Here is an 11,946-nt window from a genome sequence, read left to right as displayed (position 1 = left end):
ACCCCCGCCCTGCCTTGACTCTCCACTCCGTGCGGCCAATATCGAACGTGGGAGTTGAGTGATGACCCTGAAGGCGACGCACTCCAACCTGGACCACACCCTGATGGCGCTGGCGGACCCGACGCGGCGGGCCATCCTGCGGCGCCTCTACGAGGGCGAGGCGCGCGTCACCGAGCTCGCGAAGCCCTTCGACATGTCGCTGAACGCCGTCTCCAAGCACATCCGCATGCTCGAGCGCGCCCACCTGGTACGCCGACGCCGCGCGGGGCGGGAGCACCTCCTGTCCTTCAATCCGGAGCCGCTCGACGAGGCCTCATCTTGGATGGAGACGCAGCGGGCCTTCTGGTCCTCCCGGTTGGACGCGCTCGACACACTCCTTCGCGCCGAGCGCGCGGCCCCGCTCCCTCCTGAGAAGAAGGAGAAGGGCCGCACCCGCTGACCGGCTACCTCGCGCCCGAGGGCGGCGCCGTCACCGTGCCCGTTCCCAAGAACGTGGCGACCTGCCGCTGGGCGGCGTCCGCCAATGTCCCGTCGCCCACGCGCTGGAGCAGGAAGCCATGGCGGAGCTGGGCCGGCAGGTCGACCGGGTTCCAGAGTGACACCGGGCACCGGTTCTCCTGGCCTGCGTTGGCGGCGGCGATGAACTTCCCGGTCAGCGGCGTGGGGATGAAGTCATTGCCGGCGATGTACTGGATGAACACCTCGCGCCCGGCGGGAGCGCCCGGGCGGTCCGCGAGGGCCCGGGCCGCGTTCCACGGGTCGGCCGCGTCGAACGCCATGCGCTGGTACCGCAAGAACATGTCGAACGAGGGCGTCCCCTGGACGAGTCCCTCCGACGCGAGCCGTGAGAGATAGCCGCTCCGCTGCCCGGCCAGCCCGGGCGACGTCAGCAGCAGCCCCATCGGGTCGGCCCCCGGCACGTTGAGCACCGCGCGCTGGACGTCGTTGTTCACCGCCAGGAAGAGCGAGCCCACCATCGCGCCCATGCCAGCGCCCACGAAGTGCAGCTGCGTGGTGTCCAGCTTCACGGTCCCCAGCGCCGTGGCCAGCTCCGGGCTCCGGAGCACGCGGACCAGCTGGCGCAGGTCGACGGCAGCCTGCCGGAAGTTGTCGCGCGACGCGAAGGGCCTCGCGGGGTTGAGCATGTTCCAACCGGAGATGGCGGGCTGCCGCCAGACGGTGCTGACCTGCTTGAACGTGCCGCCCTCGCAGGCGCGCGTCCCCTCGCCCACGCTCACGCAGCGGCCCTGCGAGGCCTGGGCGCAGTACACGTCTCCAGGAATCCCGCCCGCGGGCGCGGTGCAGTCCAGGGCCTGACGGGGGTCGCGCGCCACGCAGCGGCCAAAGCCAGGCGATTGGGCATTCGTCTCGCAGCGCTGCGTGGCCGGGTCCGCGCAGGCCTCGTCGTCGCTCTGCGGGAAGCGGCTCCCCACGCAATGGCTCCGCTCGCCATGGTGGACGGCGTCCATGGCGGCGGCCGCGAAGCCCGCGCGCGCCAGCTCGTTCGCGAGGAAGAGCAGGGCCCCCCTCCCTCCCGCGAAGTCGTGGGCGAAGAGGACCACGGGCCAGCCTTCCGCGGGCCTGGCCGTATTCGGCACGGTCAGCACCAATTGCGCCTGCTCCAGCCGGGGCGGGATGCCGCCGATGGTGCCTCCGGGGCCGGTGAGGAGGTTGGCAACGGGAACCCAGGCCTCGTAGTACCCGCCGAGCTGGTCATGGGGCACGCCGAGCGACGGCAGCTGGTGCGACGCATCGAGGACGTGGGCCGGCGCTGCGGGCGCCATCTCCGCGAGCGCCGAGAGCCGGGTGAGCACGCTCAGCGTGGACTGCGTGCGGAAGCTGTTGGCCAGCGCGACCTGGGAGCGGCGAAGGCCCCGAGCCTCCAGCGTGTCCAGCATGGGCTTGAAGGCCTGACGCAGCGGCTCCAGTTGCAGGGCGAGCACGTCCGGCAGGTCCGTGAGCTGGCTCCGACCCTGGCCGTCGATGAGCGGGGCCGCGAGGCGCAGCAGCGCCCAGTACCGGGAGGCGGTCACCTGCCGGCCCGTCAGGTCCCGCAGAGCGGTGGTGATGACGGTTGCGTACGTGGTGCCCTCGTCCAGCGGGAGCTGGGGCACGAACTGGAGCTCCTGCGGCCCGGACGGCGGGGAGCCATCAGGCCCCGGACTGGAGGCGCAGCCGAGACAGGCCACCACGGAGGGCTCCGCGCCCGTGCCGTCCAGGCGGAGGGCGAGGGTTCCGGCCGCGAGCGAATCCGGCGCCACGAGCCCCTGGTCCAGGGCCGCGTGCGTCGGGCTGTTCTCCGAGACGATGACCGCCGTGGTGGAGAAGCCATCCAGCGTGTTGAGGCCGGCGAGGGTCTCCGTCAGCAGCACGCCCGCTCCTGGCGGGGCGGGCGGAAGGCTCACGCGAGGCCCGTTGGGGGAGAGGTACACGTTGCTCGGGAAGGGAACGATGCTCAGGGCAGGGTCGAAGGTCACCCGCGGGCGGCCCGACGTGGTGAACGTCCACAGTGCCGCCACGTCCTCCCGGCGAATGCCCTCGGCCACGAGCTGGTCCAGGTACGGTGCGTAGCGCAGGCGCAGGCGCTCCATGGGGGGCGCATCCGAATCCGGGAGCCCCGGGACGGTGCTGCGGCCGGAGCCGTCGACCAGCGGCGTGGTGGAGCGGACCCACTGCCAGGCGGGACTGCCCGTGACGGGCTGGCGCATCGTGTCCTTCACGCCCGAGTCGCCCCCGAGCACCGCCACGGCGTACTGCGCGCCTCGCGCCCAGCCTGTCGTCGCGATGGCGAGGATGCGCCGCGTGTCCTCGTTGTACGCGATGATGGGCGGCAGCGGGGTGGCAGGGCCACTCAACTGGAGCACCCGGACCGTCTGGCGGGTGACGGTGGTCGGCTCGAGCGCGGCCGACACCCCCGCCGTGGCGGTCACAATCTCCGGGAACCCATCCAGGGTGTTGAGGTAGTCGCGGGTGAACTCCTGCTGGGCGGCGGAGTCGCCGGGCACCACCGGCAGGCTCAACAGCCCCGTGTCCGGGTTGATGTGCAGGTCGTTCGGCTCGGGGATGACGGGCTGCAGGCCACGCGGGTCGAAGAGGATGAACGTGCCCTGGGGCCCCGCGTCCGGGACTCCCGCGTCCGAATCTCCCGCGTCCGAGTCTCCCGCGTCCGAATCTCCCGCGTCCGAATCTCCCGCGTCCGAGGGCCCTCCATCGCACGTCATCGGCCCGCAGGCAGATGGCTCGGGAGGATTGGAAGACTCACCACACGCGGAGGCCAGCAGGAGGACCAGGGCCACGGGGGCCATGAATGAAATGAGGCGCATCAGGGACTCTCTCGAAGGGTCGGCTGTCCAGGAGACGGCTGGACCCTAACATCGTGGTTCGGACCCGCTCGCCTCGGCCTTCGTGGCGCAAGCAACTCCCCGCCGCCACCATCCGGAGCTATCCCCTGTCATCATCGGGAGTGTAGGAAGTCGCCATGCGCGCTCCCTGGCGTCCCCTGCCCTGCTGCCTGTTGCTGTGTCTGGCGTTGCTGCCCCGAACGGGCGAGGCCCGGTCCACCCCGTCGAAGCCTCGCGCCCGTGAGCTGGGCATCACCTTCGGTGGGCGTCCCGGACCGCTCAACGCCATCACCGACGTGCCCGGCGTGGAGGTGGGCCACACCACGCTCATCTCAGGGGAAGGCCGGCTGGAGACGGGCAAGGGGCCGGTGCGGACCGGCGTCACCGCCGTGCTTCCCCGGGGACGCGACGGCGTGGGCGAGCCCGTGTTCGCCGCGATGTTCGCCCTCAATGGCAATGGCGAGATGACGGGCTCCCACTGGGTGGCGGAGTCGGGCCAGCTCTCCGGGCCGGTCATGCTGACCAACACCAACGACGTAGGCACGGTGCGCGACGCGGTGATTGCCTGGGCGATGAAGCGCGGCGTCGAGTGGGAGCTGGGCCTGCCCGTGGTAGCGGAGACCTGGGACGGACAGCTGCACGACGTCTACGGCTTCCACGTGAAGGCCACGCACGCGCACCAGGCGCTCGACGGCGCGCGCGGAGGCGCCGTCGCGGAGGGCTCGGTGGGCGGCGGCACGGGGATGATGTGCCATGGCTTCAAGGGCGGCATCGGCACGGCGTCTCGCAAGCTGCCCGAGGCCGAGGGCGGCTACACCGTGGGCGTGCTGGTGCAGTGCAACTACGGCTCGCGCCGGCTCCTCTCCGTGGAGGGCGTGCCGGTGGGCGAGGAGATCAGCGACCTGCGCCCCTGCTACACGGGCTCCCAGAAGCCGGGCAACGAGATGTTCGGGAAGATACCGCCCTGCTCGACCTCGGGCGGCGTCACCCGGCCCACAATCCCCGAGGGCGCGGGCTCCATCATCATCGTCGTCGCCACGGACGCGCCGCTGCTGCCCCATCAGCTCTCGCGGCTGGCCCGGCGCGTGCCGCTGGGCATCGGAAAGATGGGCGGACTGGGAGAGAACGCCTCGGGCGACATCTTCCTCGCCCTCTCCACCCAGCGCCTGAAGGCTCCCGAGGCGGCGCCGGTGGCCAGCGTGTCGGTGCTCGACAACGACCGCATCACCCCGCTCTTCGAGGCCACGGTGCAGGCCACGCAGGAGGCCATCCTCAACTCCATGCTCGCCTCGGGGACGATGACCGGCGCGGATGGCGTCCGTATCTTCGCCTTGCCCCAGGACCGGCTCGTGAAGGCGATGCGGCGATACGGGCGGCTGACGGCGGTGCCAGGGACTCCGCCGAAGAAGGCCGCGCCTCCCAGACCCACGCCCTGAGTCGCCGCTCAGGGGGCTCCGGCCGGAGTCCCCTTCCGCGCGGCCACCCAGGCCTGGACCTTCCCCTCCAGGACGTCCAGCGGCAGGGAGCCGTCGAGCAGCACCACGTCGTGGAACTCGCGCACGTCGAAGCGGGGGCCCAGCTCCCGCTCCGCGCGCGTGCGCAGCTCCCGAATCCGGAGCTGGCCAATCTTGTAGGCCAGCGCCTGCGCCGGCCACGCGATGTAGCGGTCGATTTCGTTGGTGACGTCCAGCTCCTGGCGCGGCGCGTTCTCCATGAAGAAGTCCAGGGCCTGCTGGCGCGTCCAGCCCTTCACGTGCATGCCGGTGTCCACGACGAGGCGGACGGCGCGCCACATGTCGTACGCGAGCTGGCCGAACTTGTCGTAGGGGTCTTCGTACAGGCCCAGCTCGTCACCCAGCGTCTCGCAGTACAGGGCCCAGCCCTCGCCGTAGGCCACGTAGTAGGCGAAGCGACGGAACTCGGGGATGTCAGTCTGCTCGGCGGCGAGCGCCGTCTGGAGGTGGTGCCCGGGCACGGCCTCGTGGAGCGTGAGCGGAACCATCTCCCATCGGGGGCGCGTCTCCGGGCGGTAGAGGTTCACCAGGTACGTGCCGGGGCGCGAGCCGTCCGACGCGCCGGGGTAGTAGAAGCCCGTCGTCGCGTCCGGGGCCATGGCCTCGGGCGTCGGCTCCACGCCGTACGGCTGCCGGGGCAGCGTCTTGAACAGCCGCACCAGCAGCGGGTCGATGCGCTTGGACAGGCTGCGGTAGCGCGTCAGCAGCTCGTCACCCGTGCGGTAGTAGAAGCGCGCGTCCGTGCGCAGGAAGCGGAAGAACTCCGGCAGCGAGCCCTGGAAGCCCGCCTTCACCTTCACCGCCTCCATCTCCGCGCGGAGGCGCTTCACCTCGGACAGGCCCAGCGCGTGGATTTCGTCCGGCGTCAGCGACGTCGTCGTGTAGCGGCGGGCGAGGAAGGCATACAGCTCGCTTCCCTCGGGGAGCCGGGAGATGCCCACCTGCCCCGAGCCCTTCGGGACGTACTCCCCGGTGAGGAACTGGTGGTAGCGCTTCAGCGCGGGCAGCACGCCCTGGGCGATGGCGGCGCGGCCCGCGGCGGCGAGCCGCTGCTGCTCGGCGGCGGGAATGGTGGCGGGGAAGCGGCCGAAGGGGCTGAAGAAGCCGCTCTTCGTGGGGTCGTCCACGAGCTGCTTCTCCACCTGGGGTGGCATGCGCTTCACGACGACCTGGGGATGGACGCGCCCCTCGCGCAGGCCCTCGCGCATGAGCGCCATCACCTGGTCCACGTACGTGCCGAACCGCTGGAGCCGGGTGAGCCAGTCCTCGTAGTCCTTCGCGGTCTCGAAGCGCAGCGTGTCGGCGAGCTGGTAGGCCGTCTGCACTCCCGGGGGCTGCTTGATTCCCTCGGGGATGCCGCCCAGGTGGTTCGAGGGCATCAGGTGCAGCTTGAAGCGGCGCTCCTCCACCCACAATTCGTACTCACGGAGGAACAGGTCGTAGTTGAGCTGGTCCGCGGCGGAGAGCTTCTTCCGGTCCAGCTTCTTCACCTGCGCGACGACCTGGAGGTTGTGCTGGTGGTCCGCCTCGAGCGCCTCCAGGCTCAGGTCGTCCCAGCGGTCATTCCACCGGCGGTCTCCCGAGACGGAGGCGTACGTCGGGCTGTGCTCCAATTGGTACTGCCACTCGCGCTGGATGAGGGCGTGCAGCGCGGCGGCGGTGGCGTCCGGCTTGCGGGCTTCGGCGGTGGAAGGGAGCATCGCGAGGAACCCCACGGCGAGGAGAAGGACTGCGCGGAACATCATGCTGCCTCTCTAGCCCAGGCTGGGCGTGTTCTCAGGGGCCGTCAGCACCGGCTCCTCCGGGAGCGGGCGCTTCAGGATGACCAGCGCCAGCGTGGTGGCCAGCGTGCCCACGAGGATGGCCAGGAGGTACAGGCCCACCGGCGCCACCGCGTTGGGGATGGCGAGCACGAACACGCCCCCGTGCGGCGCGCGCAGGCCGCAGCCGAACCACATGGACAGGGCCCCCGTCACCGCGGAGCCGAACACGATGGAGGGAATGACGCGCAGCGGGTCCTTGGCGGCGAAGGGAATGGCCCCCTCGGTGATGAAGGACAGGCCGAGCACCGCGGCGGCCTTGCCGGCCTCGCGCTCCTGGAGCGTGAAGCGGTTGCGGGCAACCACCGTGGCCAGGGCCAGCCCCAGGGGCGGCGTCATGCCCGCCGCCATCACCGCGGCCATCGGCGTGAAGGTGTTGGAGCCCAGCAGGCCCACCGCGAAGGCATAGGCCGCCTTGTTGACGGGGCCTCCCGTGTCCACGGCCACCATGGCGCCGAGCAACAGCCCCAACAGGATGGCGTTGGTGCCGCTCATCCCCGACAGGAACCCGGTCAGCCCGTTCATGATGGCGGCCACCGGCGTGCCAATCACGTAGACCATCAACAGCCCGACCACGAGCGACGAGAGCAGCGGGAGGATGAGGACCGGCTTGAGCCCCTCCAGCGTCACCGGCAGACGGATGTGGTCGCGGAACCACCGTGCCACGTAGCCGGCCAGGAAGCCCGCGGCGATTCCGCCCAGGAAGCCCGCTTCGAGGCGGCTCGCCAGCATGCCGCCGATGAAGCCCGGCGCCAGCCCTGGCCTGTCCGCGATGGAGTAGGCGATGTAGCCCGCCAGCGCGGGCACCATCAGCGCGAAGGCCGCCTGGCCAATCTGCATCAGCGCGGCGGGCAGCGTGCCCTCCTCCTTGAAGGCCTCGATGCCGAAGACGAACGACAGCGCCATGACGAGCCCGCCCGCCACGACGAACGGGAGCATGAAGGACACGCCCGTCAGCAGGTGCTTGTAGGGCCCGGCCGGCTCCCCCTTCGCGCGGGCACCGGCCTGCGCGGCGGCCTCGGCGGGCGTGGCACCTGCGGGTGCGACGGGCAGGGACAGCGCCCGCGTTATCACCGAGTCCGCCTGCTTCAGCGCCTCACCCACGGAGGTCTTCAGCAGCCGCTTGCCGGCGAAGCGCTCGGTGGAGACGTGCGTGTCCGCGCCGATGATGACCGCGTCCGCCGCCGCGATTTCCTCCGGCGTCAGGAGATTCTTCGCGCCCACGGAGCCCTGCGTCTCCACCTTGATGGTGTAGCCCTTCGCCTTCGCGGCGCGCGTCAGCGCCTCGGCGGCCATGAAGGTGTGGGCGATGCCGGTGGGACAGGCGGTGATGGCCACCAGCCTGCCCGAGACTCCGGGCACGGACGCGGGCACGGGTGTGGCCGTCACCACCGTGGCCTGCGCGGGTGGTGCCGCCGTCACCTGCGCGACGGGCGGCGCCACCATGGCCTGCTCCGGCCCCGGCGAGGGCACGTCCACGCGAGCCACGGCCTCGTCGATGATGTGGTCCGTCTCGCGGATGGCCTCCGCCGTGGAGGTCCGGACGATGCGCTTGCCCTGGAAGCGGGACTCGTCGACGGTGATGTCGGCCGCGACGATGACCGCGTCCGCCGCGGCGACGGCCGCCGGGTCCAGCGGCGTGCGCACGCCCTCGGAGCCGCGAGTCTCGACGGTGATTTCATGGCCCTTGAGCGCGGCCACCCGGCGCAGCGCCTCGGCCGCCATGAAGGTGTGGGCGATTCCCGTCGGGCAGGCGGTGATGGCTACCAGTTTCGCCATGGTCGTACGTTCCTCGTCGTCGCTCGCAGCTCAGGCACTGCCCAGGGAGTGAATCGCCACGTCCCGCATCAGCGCTTCCACCCGCTCCGGTGAGGGGGGCACCGGGCCGACGCGGGCCAGCTTCCCGGCAGCGAAGGCGGTGCCGTAGCGCGCGCACGCCTCCAGGTCCTTCCCCGCGAGCCGCGCGGACAGCACGCCGGCCACCATGGAGTCCCCTGCCCCCACCGTGCTCGCGACCTCCACCCGGGGCGGCACCGCCAGCAACGCTCCCTCGCGGCCGACGAAGATGGCGCCCTCCGCCCCCAACGACACCACCACCAGCCCGATGCCCGTCGCATGGAGCCCGCGCGCGGCGCGCACCACCTCGGTCCTGTCCGGGAGCGGTCGGCCGAGCAGCTCGGACAGCTCATGCGCGTTGGGCTTCACCATGTCGGGCTTCGCGGCCACCGCGTGCTTCAGCGGCGCGCCGCTGGTGTCCACCACCACCAGCGCGCCCCGGGCCCGGAGCCGCGCCATCAGCGTGACGTAGCTGTCCTCGGGCACCCCGGCCGGCAGGCTGCCCGCGAGCACGAAGCACCCGTTGTCGTCCGCCAGCCTCTCCAGCCGCTCCGTCAGCAGGTCCAGCGAGCCTTCGGGGACACGCAGCCCGGGGAGGTTGAGGTCCGTCACCGCGCCGGACGCGCGGTCCACCACCTTGATGTTGACGCGGCTGGAGCCGGGCAGCCGCATGCAGCGGTCCTGGATGCCGCGCTCGCGGAACAGCGCCTCGAACACCTGCGCATTGTCCGTGCCCAGGAACCCCGAGGCGGTGACGGGCGTGGAGCCACCCGCGAGGAAGGCGGCGACGTTGATGGCCTTGCCACCGGCCGTGCGCGTCTCCGCCACCACGCGGTTGACGGCGCCCGCCGTGAAGCCGGGACAGTCGAGCGTCTGGTCGATGGCGGAGTTGAGGCTCACGGTGACGATGCCGGGCTTCGTCGGCTTCATGCGCCCACCCCTGCCCTGGACAGCAGGCCCTGCACCAGGGCCCGCACCTCCGCCGCGCCCTCACAGGCGAGTGCCCGGCGAGCCAGCGCCTCCATGTCCGCCATCGACACGCTCCGCAGCAGCGCCTTGATTGCGGGGATGGTGGGAATGGCGACGCTCAGCTCGCTGACCCCCAGCCCGGACAGTGTCAGCGCACCGGCCGGGTCTCCCGCCACGCCGCCGCAGGCCCCCACCCAGATGCCGGCCGCGCGCGCGGCCTTCACGGTGAGGTCGACCATGCGGAGCACGGCCGGGTGGACGCCGTCCGCCTGGGGCGCGAGCACGGGGTGCTCGCGGTCCATCGCCAGCGCGTACTGCGTCAAGTCATTGGTGCCGATGGAGAAGAAGGACACCTCCTTCGCCAGCTGGTCGGCCAGCATCACCGCCGACGGGACTTCAATCATGATGCCCGTCTCCACCGGTGCCGCGCCCACCTCGCGCCGCACCTCCTCGGTGATGGCCTTCGCCCGGCGCAGCTCGGAGAGCGTGGCCACCATGGGGTACATGATGCGCACCGGCCCTTCGAGCGACGCGCGCAGGATGGCGCGCAGCTGCGTGCGGAACAGGTCCTCCCGCTCGAAGCACAGGCGGATGCCGCGCACGCCGAGGAACGGGTTGGCCTCCGCCGGCATCGACAGGTAGGGCACCTTCTTGTCCCCGCCGATGTCCAGCGTGCGCAGGATGATGGGCAGCCCGTTCAGCGCGCGCACCATGGTGCTGTAGGCCTCGTACTGCTCGTCCTCGCCGGGCGGGTCCTCACGCTGGAGGAAGAGGAACTCCGTGCGCATCAACCCCACGCCCTCGCCCCCGGCGTTGACCGCCTTCTCCGCGTCCTTCGCCGAGCCGATGTTCGCGGCCACCTCCACGCGGCGCCCGTCCCGGGTGATGGCCGGCTTGTAGCGGTCCAGCTTCTCGGCGTCGCGCTGCTCCCGCACCCGCTCGCGCTGCGTGGCCGCGCGCTCCCTGTCTTTCGCGGAGGGCTTGACGACCAGCACGCCGGCATTCCCGTCGAGGATGCACTCGTCCCCGTCGCGCAGGTCGAGCACCGATGGCCCGGCGGCGACGACCGCGGGGATGTCGAGCGAGCGGGCGATGATGGCCGTGTGCGAGGTGGCCCCGCCGCCCACGGTGCACAGGCCCAGCACCATCGCCGGGTCCAGCTTCGCGGTGTCGGACGGCGCCAGGTCCTCGGCCAGCAGCACCACGGGGTGGTCCGGCAGCGTCGCGACGCCCTCCACCACGTCCGCCAGCATGCGCAGCACGCGCCGGCCGACGTCGCGCAAATCTCCTGCGCGCCCGGCGAGCAGCGGGTCCGGGAGGCGCGCGAGCACGTCGGCCCGCTCCTCGTACACCCGCCGCCAGGCCCAGCCCGCGCTGGCCCCCGCGTCGAGGTGACGGCGCGCCTCGGCCACCATGTCCGGGTCGTCCAGCAGCTCCTGGTGGGCCTTGAAGATGGCGGCCCGGGGAGCCCCCGCCTTCTTCAGGAACTCCTGATACAGGTTCTGGAGGTCCGCCGTGGCGCCGGCCAGCGCCTGCTCCAACCGCTGGCGCTCGCGCGCCGCGTCTGGCGCCCGCTCCGACATCTCCAGGCGCTCGTGCTGGAAGGCCCACACCGGTCCCACCGCGATGCCCGGCGAGGCGGAGATGCCGGCGACGAAGGGCCCGTCGTAGTCGAGCCGCGCGGTGGGCACCGCCACCGGCGCGGGCGCGGCGGGCTGAGGCGCCACCTCTTCATCGAGCCCCGCATCGAACGCGGCGCGGATGGCGGCCAGCGCCGTCGCCGCGTCCCCGCCCACCGCGGTGATGGTCAGCGACTCGCCGCCCCGCGCGCCGAGCGTCAGCAGCGTCACCAGGCTCTTCGCGTTGGCCGTCCTGCCGCCGTACTGGACGGTGATGTCGGCACGGAAGCGCTTGGCGACCTCGACCAGCACCGTGGACGGGCGCGCGTGCAGCCCATGAGGCACGGGGGAGATGGCCTGGATGCACAGGCCCTTCCCGGCCGGAGTCGTCACCGCCGCCTCGGGCTCCGGCGTCGAGGCACCTCCGTTGAGCGTGGCGACGACGAGGCCCGCGTCGGTCGTCCGGGCCAACTCCTCCGCCTTGACCGCGTCCCCGAGCACTCCCGTGAGGTTGGCCAGGACCTGGAGGTGCTCGTCCGAGCGTGCCGCGATGCCGACCACGACGTGGGCCGGGCCGCCTCCCCACTCCACGCCCCGGGGAAACTGCACCACGACGACGCCGGTCTTCCTCACGAACTCCCGGGCATCGGGGGTGCCATGGGGAATGGCGATGCCGTTGCCCAGGTACGTCGCGGAGACCTTCTCCCGGCGGAGCATGCTGTCGACGTAGCCGGGCTCGATGAAGCCCTCGTCCACCAGGGCCTGTCCGACGAGGCGGATGGCCTCCGTCTTGCTCGTGGCGGCCTGCCCCAGTCGGACATGCGTCCTGCTCAATGTCAGCATCGGC

At 71.8% G+C, this 11,946-nt stretch carries 7 protein-coding genes; 2 read left to right on the top strand and 5 right to left on the bottom strand.

Going from position 1 to position 11,946, the window contains the following annotated elements; translation table 11 throughout:
- Positions 1-61 precede the first annotated feature (61 nt).
- Positions 62-439, top strand: coding sequence for an ArsR/SmtB family transcription factor (locus G4D85_RS26605; RefSeq protein ID WP_164016809.1), 378 nt, complete (start codon positions 62-64; stop codon positions 437-439).
- A gap of 4 nt (positions 440-443) precedes the next feature.
- Here the strand turns inward: G4D85_RS26605 and G4D85_RS48960 are convergent, their stop codons facing one another.
- Positions 444-3,323, bottom strand: coding sequence for a hypothetical protein (locus G4D85_RS48960; protein ID WP_205525743.1), 2,880 nt, complete (start codon positions 3,321-3,323; stop codon positions 444-446).
- 155 nt (positions 3,324-3,478) lie between these two features.
- On the opposite strand from G4D85_RS48960, the gene G4D85_RS26595 reads away from it, so the two are divergent.
- Positions 3,479-4,777 (top strand): DmpA family aminopeptidase, encoded by a 1,299-nt coding sequence (locus tag G4D85_RS26595; RefSeq protein WP_164016808.1) that lies wholly within the window; start codon positions 3,479-3,481, stop codon positions 4,775-4,777.
- A gap of 8 nt (positions 4,778-4,785) precedes the next feature.
- On the opposite strand, the gene G4D85_RS26590 is transcribed toward G4D85_RS26595, so the two are convergent.
- Genes G4D85_RS26590 through ptsP form a run of 4 tightly spaced genes read right to left on the bottom strand, consistent with a single transcriptional unit; the run spans position 4,786 to position 11,942 of the window.
- Positions 4,786-6,597, bottom strand: coding sequence for a DUF885 domain-containing protein (locus G4D85_RS26590; RefSeq protein ID WP_164017078.1), 1,812 nt, complete (start codon positions 6,595-6,597; stop codon positions 4,786-4,788).
- A gap of 12 nt (positions 6,598-6,609) precedes the next feature.
- Positions 6,610-8,454, bottom strand: coding sequence for a PTS fructose-like transporter subunit IIB (locus tag G4D85_RS26585; protein WP_164016807.1), 1,845 nt, complete (start codon positions 8,452-8,454; stop codon positions 6,610-6,612).
- Between the two features lie 30 nt (positions 8,455-8,484).
- Positions 8,485-9,441, bottom strand: a complete 957-nt coding sequence (pfkB, locus tag G4D85_RS26580) for a 1-phosphofructokinase (protein WP_164016806.1) — start codon at positions 9,439-9,441, stop codon at positions 8,485-8,487.
- On the bottom strand, positions 9,438-11,942 hold the full coding sequence (ptsP, locus tag G4D85_RS26575; RefSeq protein WP_164016805.1) for a phosphoenolpyruvate--protein phosphotransferase: 2,505 nt from the start codon (positions 11,940-11,942) through the stop codon (positions 9,438-9,440). Before ptsP ends, pfkB begins: the two co-directional genes overlap by 4 nt.
- Between the last annotated feature and the right edge of the window lie 4 nt (positions 11,943-11,946).

The sequence above is a fragment of the Pyxidicoccus trucidator genome, from assembly GCF_010894435.1.
In the GTDB taxonomy this organism is placed as follows: domain Bacteria; phylum Myxococcota; class Myxococcia; order Myxococcales; family Myxococcaceae; genus Myxococcus; species Myxococcus trucidator.
The sequence above is the reverse complement of the archived record's forward strand: the minus strand, read 5'-3'. Positions and strand labels throughout refer to the sequence as shown.

Bases quoted from the DNA above. Each gene is read 5' to 3' on its own strand.
- pfkB (WP_164016806.1), bottom strand. From the start codon at position 9,441: ATGAAGCCGACGAAGCCCGGCATCGTCACCGTGAGCCTCAACTCCGCC.
- G4D85_RS26585 (WP_164016807.1), bottom strand. From the start codon at position 8,454: ATGGCGAAACTGGTAGCCATCACCGCCTGCCCGACGGGAATCGCCCAC.
- G4D85_RS48960 (WP_205525743.1), bottom strand. From the start codon at position 3,323: ATGCGCCTCATTTCATTCATGGCCCCCGTGGCCCTGGTCCTCCTGCTG.
- G4D85_RS26605 (WP_164016809.1), top strand. From the start codon at position 62: ATGACCCTGAAGGCGACGCACTCCAACCTGGACCACACCCTGATGGCG.
- G4D85_RS26590 (WP_164017078.1), bottom strand. From the start codon at position 6,597: ATGTTCCGCGCAGTCCTTCTCCTCGCCGTGGGGTTCCTCGCGATGCTC.
- ptsP (WP_164016805.1), bottom strand. From the start codon at position 11,942: ATGCTGACATTGAGCAGGACGCATGTCCGACTGGGGCAGGCCGCCACG.
- G4D85_RS26595 (WP_164016808.1), top strand. From the start codon at position 3,479: ATGCGCGCTCCCTGGCGTCCCCTGCCCTGCTGCCTGTTGCTGTGTCTG.